This is a genomic window from Acidobacteriota bacterium (assembly GCA_020845575.1).
In the GTDB taxonomy this organism is placed as follows: Bacteria; Acidobacteriota; Vicinamibacteria; order Vicinamibacterales; family Vicinamibacteraceae; genus Luteitalea.
The window spans coordinates 74279-90986 of sequence record JADLFL010000024.1; the positions used below are offsets into that span (position 1 = coordinate 74279).

Sequence of the window (16708 nt, forward strand, 5' to 3'; positions counted from 1 at the left end):
CCCCGTCGATCGCCGTCCCGTCGTCCCATTTCGTTGGAGCAGGCCGGGTGCCCTGCCATAATCGGTCTCGATGATCCGCATGCTCGCTCGGCCCGCCGCGGCCGCCGCGCTGGCTGGCTGCATCGTGGCCGTCGGGCTCCAACAGCCTGCGTCGGCCACGAGCGTCAGACCGCCGGCGTTCAAGTTCGAGGACTTCACGCTGCCCAACGGCCTCCGCGTGGTGTTGCTCGAGGACCACTCGACGCCCATCGTTCACGTGACCCTCTGGGACCACGTGGGTTCGAAGGACGAGAAGCGCGGACGCACCGGCTTCGCGCACCTCTTCGAGCACATGATGTTCAAGGGCAGCCGCAACGTGGCGCCCGAGGCGCACACGTCCTACATCGCGTCGGTGGGCGGGCAGAGCAATGCCTACACCAACGAGGACACGACGGTGTTCTGGCAGACGGTGCCCGCGCAGTACCTGCCGCTCACGCTCTGGCTCGAAGCCGACAGGATGGCGTCGCTGCGCGTCGAGGACTCGACGTTCAAGATGGAGCGCGAGGTCGTCAAGGAAGAGCGGCGCCAGCGTGTGGAGAACCAGCCCTACGGCCGTCTGTCGGAGATCATCTACGACACGGCGTTCACCACGCATCCTTACAAGCATCCCGTCATCGGCAGCATGCAGGATCTCGAAGCGGCGAGCATCGAGGACGTGCGCGAGTTCCACAGGACGTACTACAGGCCCGACAACGCCACGCTCGTGATCGTGGGCGATTTCGAGCCGACTGTGGCGCGCTCGCTCGTCGAGCGCGAGTTCTCGAAGGTGCCCAGGCCGACGGGCACCGTGCCGCGCAACATCCCGCAGGAGCCGAAGCGCACCTCCGAGCTGCGCGTGACCATCGAGGAGGACTGGCCGCTGCCGGCGGTGGTCGTGGCCTATCCGATCACCTACGACGGCAATCCCGACTCGTACCCGCTTCACGTCGCCGCCAAGGTGCTGTCGGACGGCGCCAGTTCGCGCATCCATCAGCGCCTCGTGTACAAGGAGCGCCTCGCGCTCTCGGCGTTCGGGCAGGCGAACCTGATCGAGGATCCGAACCTGTTCTACGCCGTCGCGGTCGTCGCGCCAGGACAGTCGCCGGCCAAGGCGGCCGACGCGTTGATCGAGGAGATGGATCGCCTGGTAACGGCCCCCATCACCGCACGGGAGTTGCAGCGCGCCAAGAACCAGTTCGCGCGCGATTACGTGATCGGACGACAGACCGTGCAGGGAAAGGCGTCGATGCTCGCGCACGCGGTCGTGCTGCACAAGGGCGACGTCGGCACGGCCGACGGCGAGTTCGACATCTTCCAGAAGATGACGGTCGAGGACGTGCAGCGGGTGGCCCGGACCTATTTCACGCCGCAGACCCTCATGGTGCTGACGGTGATGCCGCGCGGTCAGCGCCCGGTGGGAGACGAGTGATGCGGTTGCCCGTGCGCGCCACCTTGATGCTCCTCATCGCGGCCCTGGTGGCCGCCTCGTCGCCGCTGTGCGCGCAGGACCGCCCGCCGCGGCCGCTCGACGCGCCAGACCTCAAGATTCCGCCCTACGAGATCCGGACGCTGCAGAACGGATTGCGCGTCGTGGTGGTCGCCCAGCACGAGCAGCCGGCGGTGAGCCTGCGGCTGATCGTGAAGGCGGGCGCCGCGCAGGATCCGATGAACAAGCCGGGCCTGGCGGGCATGGTTGGCGCCCTGCTCGATCAGGGGACGGCGAAGCGATCGTCGGAGGCGATCTCGGATGCCATCGACTACATCGGCGGCGCGCTCGGCACGGGCGCGGCTACCGATCTGTCGTTTGTCAACATCCTCATCCTGAAGGACAGCTTCGACTTCGGGCTGGACCTGATGTCCGAGGTCGTGCGTACGCCCTCGTTCCCGCAGGACGAGCTCGATCGCGTTCGCGATCAGGCGCTCTCGGCCATGAGCGTCAACATGCAGGACCCCGACTTCGTGGCAGACGCCGTGATCGGCCGGCTCGTCTACGGCTTCCATCCGTACGGCCTGCCGCGCAACGGCACGCCGGAGTCGCTGCCCGAGATCACGCGCGACGACCTCGTGACGTTTCACTCCACGTGGTTCGCGCCCAACAACGCCATTCTCGCCGTGGTCGGCGACGTGGACGTCGAGGCGGCGTTCGCGGCGGTGACACAGGTGTTCGGGTCCTGGCAACCGCACGACGTCCCTGCGGCGCTCGATGCCGAACTGCCGGAACCGACGCGCCGTGTCGTGCTGGTGGATCGGCCCAACGCCGTCCAGACGGAGATCCGCGCCGGACACGTCGCCATCGCCCGCAAGCACCCCGACTTCATGACGCTGAACCTCGCCACGAAGATCCTCGGCGGCGAGGGTGCCAATCGCCTGCAGAACGTCCTGCGATCGGAGAAGGGCCTCACGTACGGGGCCTCGGCGGACATGGACGCGTTCAAGCTCGCGGGTTCGATCATCGCCGAGACCGATACGCAGACGTCCACCACCGGCGAAGCGCTGCGCCTGACCATCGGCGAGTTCCAGCGGCTCGTGCGCGAGCCTGTTGGCGAGCGGGAGCTGATGGGCGCCCAGGCCTATCTCTCCGGCAGCTTCCCGCTCAGCATCGAGACGGCCGACGACATCGCGCTGCAGGTGCTCAACCTCCTGTTCTTCGACCTCGACGTGAAGGATCTGGAGACGTATCGCGATCGCGTGAACGCCGTCACGAGCGCCGACATCCAGCGCGTGGCGCAACAGTTCGTCAAGCCGAACCGGCTGTCGATCGTGCTGGTCGGCGACGCATCGCGCGTGCTGCCGCAGCTCGAGGCGGTGGGCGTGGACAACGTCGAGGTGCTGCCGCTTTCGGAACTCGACCTGACCAGTCCGTCGCTGCGCCGCAAGGGACCCCTGCCGTCGCTGGTGCCAGGCCGCTGAGGCGCGCATGTCGCGCGTGATGATCTCGTGCGGCGAGCCGTCGGGCGACCTGTACGCCGGCGCGCTTGCCTCGGCGCTGCGCCGCCAGGCGCCCGATGTCGAGGTGTTCGGCTTCGGCGGGCCGCGCCTGGCCGCTGCCGGTGCTGAGTTGCTTGGCTCCTATGAGGGGCTGGCCGTTACGGGTCTGTCCGAAGTGTTGCGCACGCTGCCGCGCACGTGGCGGATGTACAAGCACCTCGTCGCGGAAGCCGAGCGTCGTCGCCCCGACGTGTTCGTCGCGATCGACTTCGCGGATTTCAACTTCAGACTGGGTCAGGCTCTTCACGCACGCGGGATCCCCGTCGTGTACTACATCGGCCCGCAACTCTGGGCGTGGCGCCCCGGGCGCATGAAGGTGATCGAGCGGTTCGCGTCGCGCGTGCTCGTCATCTTCCCGTTCGAGCGCGAGCTCTACGAACGGGCCGGCGTCCCCGTCACGTTCGTCGGGCACCCGCTCATCGACCTGATCGACGCCCGGATCTCACGTGAGGATCTCCTTGCGAGTCATGGCTTGTCGGCTGGCGCGCGCACGATCGCGCTGCTTCCAGGCAGCCGTCACAACGAGGTGGTCAGTACGCTGCCGACGATGATCGAGGCGTGTCGGCGGCTGCGTGACGACGCGCCGGACTTGCAGTTCGTCGTGGCGCGTGCGCCGGGTCTGGCTGACGCCGACTTGGCCGTGGCGCAGTCGGCCGGGTTGCCTCTGGCGATCCATCAGGGCGATACCGACGCCGTCCTGGCCGCGAGCGATCTCGTGCTCACGGCGTCGGGGACGGCCACGGTCCAGACGGCTCTCCACGGCAGGCCGATGGTGATCGTGTACCGGCTGTCGCCGCTGACCTACAGACTCGGCCGGCCGTTCGTGAAGGTCGACACGTTCGGCATGGTCAACCTGATCGCGGGGACGCGCATCGTGCCGGAGTTGATCCAGGACGATTTCACCGCCGAGCGTCTCCACGCCGAAGCGCGCCGATTCCTGACCGACCCCGCGTATGCCGATGAGGTACGCAGGCAGTTGGGGGAGGTCGTGCGGGCTCTTGGCGGTCCTGGTGCGTCGGATCGGGCAGCGGCGGCGGTACTGGATGTTGCGGGAGCTGAGGTGTAGCCGCCGGATTTCATCCGGCGGACGGAGATCGCTGACTGCCGGACAAAGTCCGGCAGCTCATCTGAGTAGTGGGGGGCGGCAGCTACACCTTGGAGGAAGTCGAGGCGTGACGGTGCACGAACGACGGTCGAGACGAGCATGGATGGGCGTGGTGGTGCTGGCGTGGCTCTGCGCCGGGCCGACGTCCGACGCGCGAGCCTCCACCGTCGTGCCGCTGGCGCTGAGCGAACTGGTGGGTGCCGCGGATGTCATCGTCGACGGCACGGTCCAAGACGTGCAGCACGTCGAGGTCAGCGGACGCATCGAGCGAATCGTGCGCGTACGGGTCGCGTCGGCGTGGAAGGGCGAGCCTGACGCGGTCGTGTACGTGCGCCTGGCGGGTGGGCGCATCGGCCGCACGGAAACACGCGTGCCTGGCGTACCGGATGTCGCCGCGGGAGACAGGGGCGTGTGGTTTCTCGCGTCACATCCGCGCGGTGGCTACAGCGTGGTCGGACTCCACCAGGGCGCGATGCGCGCGACCATGGGGCCAGACGGCGTCGCGCGCGTACTGGCGCCGTCGACGTCGGCCGACGCACGAGGCGCCGTGTCGCGGCTTCCGCGCACGATGACCGATCTCGCACGCGACGTCCGCACCCTTGCCGCTGCCGGAGCCGCGCGATGACGCGACCTTCGGCTCGGAGCCTTGTCGGCAGGACATTCCCGGCATCGCAGCCCGCCTTCGCGCCCGCGGCGCTACGGCGCGGCAAGCATGCCCGACATTTCGCGCTCGTGGCCGTGCTCGCGCTGCTGGCGACGATGCCGACGTCGGCGTATCTGAAGTTCGGCTACGCCATCGACGGGCGGTCCGTCGTGCTCAAGTGGCCCGATGGGCAGCCCGTTCGCTACGCGGTGGGATCGCGCGGTGTCGCCGGTGTCTCGGCGACTGACTTCCGCGAGGCCATCGCCCGCGCGTTCCAGACGTGGGAATCGGTGCCGACCGCATCGATCCGCTTCCAGCAGGACGGTGTGACCGATCGTGTGCCGTCCGACAACGACGGCGTCACGCTGCTGGCATTCGACAGTCGTCCCGAACTCGATCGCACGCTCGGTGCCACGAGCTACACGATCGATCTCCTCAGCGGGACGCTGCTCGAAGCCGACGTCTTGTTCAACGCGGCGTTCCCGTGGTCGGTGGCAGGCAGTGGGCAACCCGGTCGCTACGATCTGGAGTCGATCGCGACGCACGAGATCGGACACCTGCTCGGTCTCGGGCATTCGGCGCTTGGCGAAACCGAGGTTCTCGGGTCCGGCCGTCGCGTGCTGTCGGCAGGGGCCGTGATGTTCCCGATCGCGTTCTCACCGGGCAACGTCAGCGGGCGTGTGCTCGAGGCCGACGACATCGCCGGCGTCTCCGACATCTATCCCGACGGCACGTTCCGTCGTGAGACCGGCAGCATCTCCGGCCGCGTGACCAAGGATGGTATCGGCGTCTTCGGTGCGCACGTCGCGGCGATGCACCTGCGCTCGGGGAAGCTCGTGGGCGGCGTGACGCTGGACGATGCAGGCAACTTCATCCTTGCTGGCCTCGAGCCCGGCCCAGTCGTGCTGCGGGTGGAGCCGCTTGACGATGGCGACGTGAGGAGCTTCATCGACTCGCCGCGCGTGGACGTGAACTTTCGGGTGGCGTTCTCCCCGCGTGCGGTGTTCGTGCCCCGCGCGGGCAACATTCCCGACGTCGTGATCACGGTCGTGGCCAAGTGAACGTGCGCGCGGCTGGATGGTGGGTGCTGGTCGGCGTCGTGCTGTCGGCTGCGCCGGCGTTCGCGCAGCAGACGGCATCGTCGCGACAGGCGGGTGAGCGACGGTTCGAACTGGCGGTGCTCGGCGGCGTGTTCGGCGGCGCGGATCTCGGTGGCGTGCCGGCGAACATGTCGACCAACGACGTGCCGTCGAGCGGACAGGCGGCGCTCTTCACCACGAAGACGTCGATCTCCGATGCGCCAGTCGTGGACGGGCGCGTGGGCGTGCGCATCGCCGGAGGATGGTGGGCCGAGGGTGGATTCTCGTACGCCCGGCCGGACTTCGCCGTGCGCCTGTCCGCAGATACGGAAGGGGCACCTGACGTGACGGCCACGTCGCGCCTCACGCAGGTGGTGGCGGATGGCGCGCTGCAGCATCGATGGACGGGCCGGCGTGTGTCGCCGTTCGTGGTGGCCGGCGGCGGCTACCTGCGCCAGCTCGACCAACCCCGCACGACGGCCGAGACCGGCTCCGTGGTGTATGCGGGTGGCGGCGTGCGTGTGCGGCTGTCGCGTGCGCCTCGCGGATGGACCAGCCGTCTCGCCCTTCGCGGCGACGCGCGCCTCGTCTGGCTCCGCGGCGGAATCCGCCTCGCCGAAGAGCGCGGTCCCACGTTCGTCGTCGTGGGTGGACTTACGTACGGCTTGTAAGTCAGCGAACTCCCAGCAGGATGTCCGTCGTGAGCTGGTCGAGGCGCTCGTAGGCGAGGCCTCGCGCGGCGATCGCGTGCCTGTCGAACGTGCGGCCGGCGAGTGCGCGCGCGCCGTCGGCCGTGAACGCCCCGACGCTGCTGCCGTCGCCGTGCGCGTCGCGCAGGATCGCCTGGATCTCCGCGTCGGCATTCCACTGCGCGGCCTTCTCCTTCAGGATCAGGTACGTGCGCATGCACCCGCGCGCGAACGCCTTCACGCCTTCGCGATCCTCGGTGCGATAGGCGTGCGCGTCGAAGTGGCGCGGCCCGTCGTAGCCGACGTCCTCCAGGAACTTCACGAGGAAAAACGCCGCGCGCGGATTGGCGGCGCCGAAGCGGTAGTCCTGATCGTAGCGGCCCGGATTCTGGTCGTTCAGGTCGATGTGGAACAGCTTGCCGGCTTCCCACGCCTGCGCCACGGCGTGCGTCACGTTCAGCCCGGCCATCGTCTCGTGGGCGACCTCGGGATTGACACCCACCATCTCCGGATGCGCGAGCGTAGGGATGAAGCCGAGATAGTTGCCCGTCGTGGCCATGTAGATGTCGCCGCGCGGTTCGTTCGGCTTGGCTTCGAGCGCGAACCGATAGCCGTAACGCTGCGACAGGCTGTACGCGCACAGGTAATCGACGGCTTCCCTGAGCCGCTTGACGGCCTCGTCGGGGCGCCGGCACGCGTCGGTCTCGGTGCCTTCGCGTCCGCCCCACAGGACGAACGTTGTCGCGCCGAGTTCCGCGCCGATGTCCATCGCCGCCATCGTCTTCTGGATGGCGTAGGCGCGCACCTGCGGATCGTTGGCGGTGAAGGCGCCGTCCTTGAAGATCGGATCGGTGAACAGGCTCACGGTGGCCATCGGGCACACGATGCCGTGCGCCTGCATCGCGGCCTTGAACGCGCGCACGATGGCGTCGCGCTCGGTGGGCGTGGTGTCGATGGGCACGAGGTCGTTGTCGTGGAGGTTGACGCCCCACGCACCGACCTCAGCGAGCATCGCGACAGCCTCGTCCGGAGGCAGCGCCTCCCGCACGGGTTCCCCGAAAGGATCGCGGCCGCGATTGCCGACGGTCCAGAGACCGAACGAGAACTTGTGCGACGGGGCAGGGCTGTACGGGTCTGGCACGGAACGATCTCCGAAGAAGGGGACTCGCGGGGGAGTGTACGTCAGGGCTGCCGTTGCGGCGGCGGCTCGTCGAGTGCGGCGTCGATCGCGTTGCGCACCGTCTCGTCATCGGGTGCGACGCGACTGGAGAAGTACGCCTTGACCCTGCCGTCGCGGCCGACCACGTACTTGCCGAAGTTCCAGCTCGGCAAACGGCCGCAGGAGCCAAGGAAGCGATAGACGGATGACTGCGCCGGCCCGTCGCGCGTCACGACCTTGGCAAACAGCGGGAAGCGCACGTCGTACGTCCCCGAGCAGAACGTGGCGATCTCGTCGGCGGTGCCGGGTTCCTGTGCGCCGAAGTCGTTGCTCGGGAACCCGAGCACGGCGAAGCCGCGATCGGCCAGTGTGTCGTGCAGGCGCTGCAAGCCCGCATACTGCGGCGTGAATCCGCATGCGCTGGCGGTGTTGACCACGAGCGTGACGCGACCGTCGAACGTGGAGAGTGGAACGGGCGACCCGTCGAGCGCGTCCGCCGTGAGGGCGTAGAGCGATCCGTCGGTCTCGCGTAGCGGCGTGAGCGTATTGGTCATGGCAGTCCGGAGGAACGCAACGGCATCGGCCAGACCGCGAGCGATGCGCCTGACGGGGCGACGCGCGCGATTCATGCGAGCGCGTCCCGCACCTGACGCAGCGCGGGGTAGAGAGCCTGATAGGCCCGGTACTGACGCGCGAGCACGGCCCGTCCTTCACCCGGCGCAACCTCGCCCGTGACGCGGACCACGCGATCGCACGCCGTGTCGACGTCGGGCCACACGCCCACGCCGACGCCGGCGAGGATGCCCGCACCGTAGGCCGCGCCTTCCTCGGCCGCAACAGTCTGCACGTCGTGTCCGTACACGTCGGCCTGGATCTGCCGCCACAGCGCGGCGCGGGCGCCGCCGCCACCGAGTCGGATGGCCTCGACCGGCACCTGCATCTCCCGAAGGATCGTGAAGCTGTCCTGCAGGCTGAACGCGACGCCCTCGAGGATGGCGCGAATCACGTGCGCTCGGGTGTGCGACGCGGCAAGGCCGACCAGCGCGGCGCGGGCATGCGCGTCGAGGTGCGGCGTGCGCTCACCCATCAGGTACGGTGCCCACAGCACGCCGTCGGCGCCGGGCGGCACGGCGAGCGCCTCGTCTGCGAGACGCTCGTAGGGGTCGCGGTCGTCACTCGGCCCCGATCCGAATCTGTCGCGGAACCAGCGCAGCGACAGCCCGGCGGCCTGCGTGACGCCCATCACATGCCAGCGTCCAGGCACGGCGTGGCAGAACGTGTGGACGCGGCCCCGCGGATCGAGCGCCGGTCTGTCCGTTGCCGCGAAGACGACGCCGGAGGTGCCGATCGTCGCGCACACGGCCCCGGGTGTCACGATGCCCATGCCAACCGCACCTGCCGCCTGATCGCCGCCGCCGGCCACGACGGGGATGCCGGGACGGAGGCCGACGGCTGTTGCGCCGTCTGTCGTGAGCGATCCCGTGATCTGGGGGCCCTCGAACGCCTCCGGCATCATCGTCGCTTCGATGCCCGTGGCGCCGAACATCTCTCGCGACCAGCGGCGCCGCGCCACGTCGAACAGCAGCGTGCCGGATGCGTCGGCCACGTCTGTGGCGAAGCGTCCCGTGAGGCGATAGCGGATGTAGTCCTTCGGCAGCAGCACGTGGCGCACGCGCGCCCACGCGTCGGGCTCGGTACGGCGCACCCACAGCAGCTTGGGCAGCGTGAAACCCGTCAGCGCCGGGTTACTCGTCCATTCGATGAGGCGAGCCGCGCCGATGCGCTCGGTCAGCAGCGCGCACTCCTCGTGCGTGCGCTGGTCGCACCAGATCAACGCCGGACGCACCACCGCGCCCGCCCCGTCGAGCAGCGTCGCGCCGTGCATCTGTCCCGTGAGGCCGATGGCCGCGATGGCCGACGGGTCGAGGCCCGCGGCTTCGAGCGCGCGCGGCACCGCCTGCCGGCATGCGCGCCACCAGTCGTCGGGATCCTGCTCGGCCCACCCCGTCTGCGGCGCCGCGAACGGCGCGTGATCGGCCGTCGCCGACGCGATCACCGTTCCGGACTCGTCGAGAATCAGCGCGCGCGTCCCGCCCGTACCCACGTCGATGCCGAGGAGATAGGTCATGGCGCCGGGCCGCATGCTATAACCACGGCCGGCAACCGGCAACGGGCAACGGGCAACCGGATCGAAGGTCGGCGACCGGCCACTGGCCCGGCCGGAAGGCGACAGCTCCATCTCCATCTCCATCTCCATCTTCGCGGAGAGATCACGATGTCATTTCGTTCGTGCGTGTTTCTGTTCACAGTCCTGGGCATGACGTCATCGGCTGCGGCGCAACGTCCACCGACGGGGACCGAGACCCGGCTGTGGTCGGGTGATGCGCCGTTGGCGACCGGGACCGGGGCCGAGGACACGCCGGCGCTCACCGTGTATCAGCCCGCGCCGGGGACGGCGACGGGGGCGGCGTTCGTGGTGCTGCCGGGAGGCGGGTATCGCGGACGCGCGGCGCACGAAGGCGAGCCGATCGCGCGCTGGCTCAATTCGATCGGCGTGACGGCGTTCGTCGCGCGCTATCGCGTGTCGCCCTACCGCCATCCCGCGCCGCTCTCAGACGCGCTGCGGGCGATCAGGTACGTGCGGGCACACGCGACGGACTGGGGCCTCGACGGTCGCGTCGGCATCCTCGGGTTCTCCGCGGGCGGCCACCTCGCGAGCACTGCCGCCACGCAGTTCACCGACGGTGATGCGAGCGCCACCGATCCCGTCCAACGCGTGAGCAGCCGTCCCGATCTCGCCATCCTGATCTACCCCGTGATCACCTTTACGGAGGACGCGTACGTCCACAAGGGATCGCGCACGAACCTGCTCGGGGAAACCGCCACGCCGGAGCAGATGGCCGCGATGTCGTCCGAGCGCCGCGTCACTTCGCGCACGCCTCCCGTGTTCCTCGTCCACACGACAGGCGATACCGGCGTGCCGCCCGAGAACAGCCTCCTGTTCGTCGAGGCAATGCGGAAGGCCGGCGTCGAACTCGAACTGCACCTCTACGAAGGCGGCCGTCATGGCTTCGGTCTCGGAGAGGTCAAGGATGGCCCCATCGGCACGTGGCCGATTCTTGGCGGGCTGTGGCTGCACAAGCACGGCTTCGCGCGCGAAACCACTGTGTCTGTGAAGTAGCGACATCATGCGCGCACGCCTCTTTCTCGCACTGCTCCTGACGACGCTGCCGGCGATGGCTGCCGCACAGACCGCGCCGCGGGCCTTCGACGTGGTGGTATACGGCGGCATCGCCGGTGGCGTGGTCACGGCCATCGCCGCCGCGCGCGAGGGCGCCCGCGTGGCGCTGCTCGAACCGCGCGATCACATCGGCGGGATGGCGTCAGGCATCGGCCAGGCGGCCGGCGTGGCAGCGAAGATGGTCATCGACGCCGGCGTCGCCGTCCAGGCCATCGACACGGCCGCCCTGTCGGCAAAGCTGAAGCGACAAGGCGCCGTGTTCGACCGTCCGCCCGTCGACTGACCGCCTTCATCGATAGCCCACAGTGTCCTGGCGTGCTGACCGGTGGCCGGTTGCCCACTGCCGGTTGCCGGTTGCCGGTGATCGACACCCTGTCATATGCTCGCCGGGACAGTGACGACACAGGAACGAGGCCGCCGGTGACCATGCGAGTGGGGTTCACCGGGGGCGGCAACATCACCGACACGCACATCAGGGCCGTCACGGGCGTCGAGGGCCTGCAGCCTGTCGGCGTGTGCGGGCCCAACGCGGCCAAGGTGGGTGCGCTGGCGGCGCGCAACGGCCTGGTCGCGGCCGCGTCGCTGGCCGAGCTGCTCGACGCGACGTCGCTCGATCTGGTCTGCATCGGGTCGCCGTCTGGCGTGCACGCCGACGAGATCGCACTGGCGGCCTCGCGCGGCTGTCACGTCCTCGCGGAAAAGCCGCTCGATGTCACGCTCGAGCGCGTGGACACAGCCATCGAGGCCGTCGAGCGCGCCGGCGTGTCGCTCGGCATCTTCTTCCAGGATCGCTGTACGCCCGCGCTGCGCGCCGCGCGCGACGGCATCGCGGCGGGCAGGCTCGGACCGATCCTGCTCGTCGACGCGCGGGTGCGCTGGTATCGCGCGCCCGAGTACTACACGACCGCCGCGTGGCGCGGCACGCCATCGCTCGACGGCGGCGGCGCGCTCATGAACCAGGGGATTCACACGGTCGATCTCCTGCTGTTCCTGCTCGGCGACGTCACCGAGGTCCACGCGCGCGCCGCGGCGCTCCTGCACGACATCGCCGTCGAAGACACGCTCGTGGCGTCGCTGTCATTCGCCTCAGGGGCGCTCGGTTCCCTCCAGGCGACCACCGCCGCCTATCCGGGGTATCCGCGGCGTGTGGAAGTGACGGGCACCGAAGGCACGCTGATCATCGAGCACGATCGCATCCTCAGCTGGGACCTGAAGAGCGGCGCCGAAGCGGGGCCGTCGCTCACGAGTGCAACGAAGAGCGCCTCGACTGCCGTAGTCTCTGATGCGACACCGCATCGGCGCGTGGTCGAGGATTTCCTGGCGGCGCTGGCCGCGCACCAGCGGCCGGCCTGCGACGGGCGCGAAGGGCGGCGCAGCGTGGCCCTGGCCGAGGCGCTCTACGAATCGGCCCGCACGGGGCTTGCCACGAAGGTGGCGACAGCCTGAAACCTGGGGCCGCCGGCGGCAGACGCGCCACCGCGGTCCGGAGACGAAGAGATGAGCGACACGTCACACGTCGAACCTGCCGGCATCAATCGGCGCACCGCCCTCAAGGCCTTTGGCGCGAGCGTCGGATCCATCGCGCTGCTGCCGTTGATCTCCGAAGAAGGGGCCATGGCGTACGAGGCGCTGCAGCGCGCCAACGCCGCACCCGCGCTGAAGGCGTTGACCAAGGCGCAATACGCCACCGTCGACGCGATCGCCGAAGCGATCATCCCGACCGACGCGCACTCGCCCGGGGCCCGTGCCGCCCGCGTGGCCGACTACATCGACCTGCTGCTCTCGGAGGCCAATCCGCAGGTGCGCGAGCGGTGGGTGGCTGGCGTCGCCGCGCTCGACGAGGCGTCCGTCGCGAAGTTCAAGGTGCCCTTCGTCAAGCTCAGCGCCACGCAGGCGACGGCGCTGCTCACCGAGATCAGCGCGAACGAGGCCAAGCCGACCACGCCCGTCGAGCAGTTCTTCCGTACGGCCAAGGACGCCACGGTTCGCGGCTACTACACGTCGGAGATCGGCATCCACAAGGATCTGCAGTACAAGGGCAACCAGTTCCTGCCCGAGTTCGTGGGCTGCCTCACCGAAGACGGCAAGGACTGCCCGCACTGCGGACAGAAGGCCCCGGTCAAGGCTGCGGACTGATGGACGCCCAGCCCACGCCTCCGATCACACCAGCCTCCGGTCCCTGGGACGTCATCGTCGTCGGGTCGGGTGCGGCCGGAGGCATGGCGGCGTTCCAGCTCGCGATGGCGGGCGTGAAGGTGCTCCTGCTCGAGGCCGGGCGCATGCTCGACCCGCAGAAGGACTACAAGACGATGGAGTGGCCGTACGTCGACATGCGCCGCCATCGTCTGCCTGTCGGCGAGTTCGCGTTGTCGGCCGCCGAATACCGCACGCTCGATCGTCCGTACGGCCTCACGCCGGAGATGCAGCGCTACAAGAAGGTGATGGCCTATTCGGGTAATCGCTTCACGCGCGACTGGATTGTCGACGAGAAGGAGAACCCGATCACCGGCACGCCGTACGCGTGGGTGCGTGCGCGTGTGCTCGGGGGGAAGACGAACCTGTGGGGCCGCGTCTCGCTGCGTTTCTCGGATCTCGATCTCAAGGCGAAGACGCACGACGGCTTCGGCGAAGACTGGCCGATCGGCTATGCCGATATCGCGCCGTACTACGACAAGGTCGACACGCTGCTCGGGATCTCCGGGACGAAGGAGGGCATTCCGCACCTGCCGGATGGCATCTTCCAGCGTCCGCTCAAGTTGAACTGCGGTGAGGTGCAGTTGCAGCGCGCGATCGCGAAGATGGGACGCCGCCTCATTCCCGGCCGTGCGGGTGTCACCACCGATGGCGTGCTGAACAACAAGTATCGCCAGCGGTGCATGGGCCGTGGGCGCTGCGGTCGCGGGTGCGACCTGAACGCGGCGTTCCACTCACCGGCGTCGCTGATCTTCCCGGCGCGCGACAGCGGCAACCTCACGGTGCGCGCCGACTCGGTCGTGTCCGAGGTGTTGATCGACGACAGCACCGGCAAGGCGACGGGCGTGCGCGTGATCGACCAGCGCACGCACGACACGATGGACTTCTCGGCGCGACTGGTGATTCTTGCCGCATCCTGCCTCGAGTCCACGCGCCTGCTGCTCAACAGCCGATCGGCGAGCCGGCCCGATGGCGCGGCGAATTCCTCGGGCGTTGTCGGCCGCTACTTCTGCGAGCACGTGATGGGACCCGGTGCGAGCGGCATCCTGCCGTCGCGCGTGAACACCGCGGCGACCAACGACGATGGACGTCCGCAGAGCACGTACATCGTGCGCTTCCGCAACGTCACCGATCGGCACCCCGACTTCATTCGCGGCTACGGGTTCCAGGGCGCGAGCGGCTCGGCCGAGTTCCCCGCGCTGGCGCCGGGGACACCTGGCTTCGGGGCGTCATTCAAGCAGGCCGTCCGCCGGAGCTATCCCGCCACGATCAACTACACGGGCTTCGGTGAAGTGCTCGCGCGCCGTGAGAACCGCGTCTTCCTCGACCCGGAGGTCAGGGACGCGTGGGGCGTGCCGGTCCTGAAGTTCGATTACACCTTCAGCGACAACGAACGGAAGATGGCGGCCGACATGGCGGATACGGCCGAGGAGATGCTGAAGGCCGCCGGCGCCACGGACATCAGCGTGCGTCGCGACGTGCTCACCGAAGGCTGGTCCATCCACGAGATGGGCACGGCGCGGATGGGCGCGGATCCCAAGACGTCGGTCACCAACACGTTCGGACAGACACACGACGTGAAGAACCTCTTCGTCGTCGACGGCAGCATCTTCGTCTCGGCCAGTTGTCAGAATCCCACGTGGATGATCATGGCGCTCTGCTGGCGCGCCATGGACTACGTGAAGGACGAGATGAAGCGCGGCAACCTCTAGCAATCCGACAGACCAGGACACTCATGCAACGCCAGTCAGCCAACGCCCGCCCACAGCAGCCCGACCTCTCCCTCGACATCGATCTCTCGGCGGTGCTCGCCGAGTCACGCGATCTGTCGACGAAGATCACGCCGGACGCCGGTCCGTGGGACGTGATCGTCGTCGGATCGGGTGCGGCAGGCGGCATGGCGGCGTTCCAGCTGGCCACGGCGGGCATCAAGGTGCTCGTGCTCGAAGCGGGCCGCATGCTCGACTACCAGAAGGAGTACCGCACGATGGAGTGGCCGTATCAGTCACTCCGTCGTCATCGGATGCCGCCGGACATGCACGGCCTGAACGTTGCGGAATACAACTTCGTCGATCGTCCGTACGGCAACCATCCGCAGTTCGAGAAGTACCGCAAGCTCACGAGCTACGCGGGCAACACCTTCACGCGCAACTGGGTGGTCGACGAGAAGGACAACCCGATCACAGGGACGCCGTACGCGTGGGTGCGCGCACGCATCCTCGGCGGGAAGACGAACTTCTGGGGCCGCGGCGCGCTGCGCTACGGGCCGTACGAGTTCAAGGCCGCCAGCCTCGACGGCTACGACGTGGACTGGCCGATCGGCTACGAGGACGTCAAGCCGTACTATGACAAGGTCGACGAACTGCTCGGGTGCTCGGGGAGCATCGAAGGCCTCGATCAGGTGCCCGACGGTGTGTTCCAGACGCCGTCGAAGCTCAATTGCACCGAGACGGTGTTCCGTAACGGCATCGCGAAGCTCGGACGCAAGCTGATTCCAGGCCGGGCCGGCGTGACCACCGACGGTCTGCTCAACAACAAGTACCGCCTGCGCTGCATGCGCCGCGGGCGGTGCGGGCGCGGCTGCGAGATCAACGCGGCGTTCCACTCGCCGGCCGCCCTCATCGCCCCCGCACGCGACACGGGCAACATGACGCTGCGCCCGTATTCGGTGGTGCGTGAAGTGCTGCTCGACGAGGCCACGAACAGGGCTCGCGGTGTCCGCGTGATCGACGCGCAGACCAAGGAAGTGATGGACTTCACCGCGCGCGTGGTGGTGCTCGGCGCGGGCACGCTCGACAGCACGCGCATCCTGCTCAACTCGAAGACCGGACGCTATCCGAACGGCCTGGCCAACACGAACGACATCCTCGGACGCTATCTGAGCGAGCACATCATGGGCGTGCGGGGCAGCGGCATCATCCCGCAGCGCGTCGGCAAGGCGCCCACGATCGACGATGCGCGCGCGGTGGGCCCGTACGTGCCACGCTTCCGCAACATCGGCGACGACAAGCGGAAGGACTTCATCCGCGGCTATCACTTCCAGGGCGGCGGCGGATCGGGCGAGTATCCGAGCAACGCGCAGGGCACGCCGGGTTTCGGGTCGGCGTTCAAGAGCGCGGTGCGCAAGTATTATCCGGCGCCCATCTCGTTCGGCGGGTTCGGCGAAGTGCTGCCGCGCCACGAGAATCGCGTGCTGCTCGACGACACGGTGGTCGACGCGTGGGGCATCCCCGTCCTGAAGTTCGACTACCGCTTCGGCGACAACGAGATGAAGATGGTGGCCGACATGGCCGACTCGATCGAGGAGATGTTCCGCGCCGCGGGCGCGGAGGACATCCGCATCGGTCGCGAGCCGCTGCCGACCGGGTGGTCGATCCACGAGATCGGCACGGCGCGCATGGGCACCGACCCGAAGACCTCGTACTCGGACGCCTGGTGCCGTCCGCACGGCATCGACAACGTGTTCCTCGCCGACGCCGCGCCGTACGTCTCGGGCGGTACGCAGAACACCACGTGGACCATCCTCGCCATGTGCTGGCGCACGATGGACTACGTGAAGGAACAGATGCGGGCCGGGAATCTGTAAGCCACGA

At 68.6% G+C, this 16708-nt stretch carries 15 protein-coding genes; 12 read left to right on the top strand and 3 right to left on the bottom strand.

Annotation, left to right across the window (positions count from 1 at the left end; translation table 11 throughout):
* Positions 1 to 70 precede the first annotated feature (70 nt).
* The 6 genes from IT182_07730 (at position 71) to IT182_07755 (ending at position 6504) form a co-directional block, all read left to right on the top strand.
* Positions 71 to 1447 (top strand): insulinase family protein, encoded by a 1377-nt coding sequence (locus tag IT182_07730; protein MCC6163223.1) that lies wholly within the window; start codon positions 71 to 73, stop codon positions 1445 to 1447.
* Complete coding sequence (locus IT182_07735) at positions 1447 to 2928, top strand: insulinase family protein (protein MCC6163224.1); 1482 nt, start codon at positions 1447 to 1449, stop codon at positions 2926 to 2928. Before IT182_07730 ends, IT182_07735 begins: the two co-directional genes overlap by 1 nt.
* Positions 2929 to 2935: 7 nt before the next feature.
* Complete coding sequence (gene lpxB, locus IT182_07740) at positions 2936 to 4072, top strand: lipid-A-disaccharide synthase (GenBank protein ID MCC6163225.1); 1137 nt, start codon at positions 2936 to 2938, stop codon at positions 4070 to 4072.
* 106 nt (positions 4073 to 4178) lie between these two features.
* Complete coding sequence (locus IT182_07745) at positions 4179 to 4736, top strand: hypothetical protein (protein MCC6163226.1); 558 nt, start codon at positions 4179 to 4181, stop codon at positions 4734 to 4736.
* Entirely contained in the window at positions 4733 to 5815 is a 1083-nt protein-coding gene (locus IT182_07750) for a matrixin family metalloprotease (GenBank protein ID MCC6163227.1), read from the top strand. Before IT182_07745 ends, IT182_07750 begins: the two co-directional genes overlap by 4 nt.
* 2 nt (positions 5816 to 5817) lie before the next feature.
* Positions 5818 to 6504, top strand: a complete 687-nt coding sequence (locus tag IT182_07755; GenBank protein ID MCC6163228.1) for a hypothetical protein — start codon at positions 5818 to 5820, stop codon at positions 6502 to 6504.
* Position 6505: 1 nt separating this feature from the next.
* On the opposite strand, the gene IT182_07760 is transcribed toward IT182_07755, so the two are convergent.
* The 3 genes from IT182_07760 to xylB form a co-directional block, all read right to left on the bottom strand.
* Positions 6506 to 7663, bottom strand: coding sequence for a xylose isomerase (locus IT182_07760; protein MCC6163229.1), 1158 nt, complete (start codon positions 7661 to 7663; stop codon positions 6506 to 6508).
* A gap of 41 nt (positions 7664 to 7704) precedes the next feature.
* Positions 7705 to 8235 (bottom strand): glutathione peroxidase, encoded by a 531-nt coding sequence (locus tag IT182_07765; GenBank protein MCC6163230.1) that lies wholly within the window; start codon positions 8233 to 8235, stop codon positions 7705 to 7707.
* Between the two features lie 71 nt (positions 8236 to 8306).
* Positions 8307 to 9809 carry a xylulokinase gene (xylB, locus tag IT182_07770; GenBank protein MCC6163231.1) on the bottom strand — a complete coding sequence of 501 codons (1503 nt, stop codon included), beginning with the start codon at positions 9807 to 9809 and terminating at the stop codon, positions 8307 to 8309.
* Between the two features lie 189 nt (positions 9810 to 9998).
* Between xylB and IT182_07775 the strand changes: the two genes are divergently transcribed.
* From IT182_07775 to IT182_07800, 6 genes are all read left to right on the top strand, one after another.
* Entirely contained in the window at positions 9999 to 10862 is an 864-nt protein-coding gene (locus IT182_07775; GenBank protein MCC6163232.1) for an alpha/beta hydrolase, read from the top strand.
* 7 nt (positions 10863 to 10869) lie between these two features.
* Positions 10870 to 11205: an FAD-dependent oxidoreductase gene (locus IT182_07780; protein ID MCC6163233.1), complete on the top strand. Its 336-nt coding sequence runs from the start codon at positions 10870 to 10872 to the stop codon at positions 11203 to 11205.
* A 137-nt stretch (positions 11206 to 11342) separates the two neighbouring features.
* A complete protein-coding gene (locus IT182_07785; GenBank protein MCC6163234.1) occupies positions 11343 to 12368 on the top strand; it encodes a Gfo/Idh/MocA family oxidoreductase in 1026 nt (341 codons plus the stop codon).
* 51 nt (positions 12369 to 12419) lie between these two features.
* Positions 12420 to 13058, top strand: coding sequence for a gluconate 2-dehydrogenase subunit 3 family protein (locus IT182_07790; protein MCC6163235.1), 639 nt, complete (start codon positions 12420 to 12422; stop codon positions 13056 to 13058).
* On the top strand, positions 13058 to 14827 hold the full coding sequence (locus IT182_07795) for a GMC family oxidoreductase (protein MCC6163236.1): 1770 nt from the start codon (positions 13058 to 13060) through the stop codon (positions 14825 to 14827). Before IT182_07790 ends, IT182_07795 begins: the two co-directional genes overlap by 1 nt.
* Before the next feature lie 23 nt (positions 14828 to 14850).
* Positions 14851 to 16701 (top strand): GMC family oxidoreductase, encoded by a 1851-nt coding sequence (locus IT182_07800; protein MCC6163237.1) that lies wholly within the window; start codon positions 14851 to 14853, stop codon positions 16699 to 16701.
* Positions 16702 to 16708 lie beyond the last annotated feature (7 nt).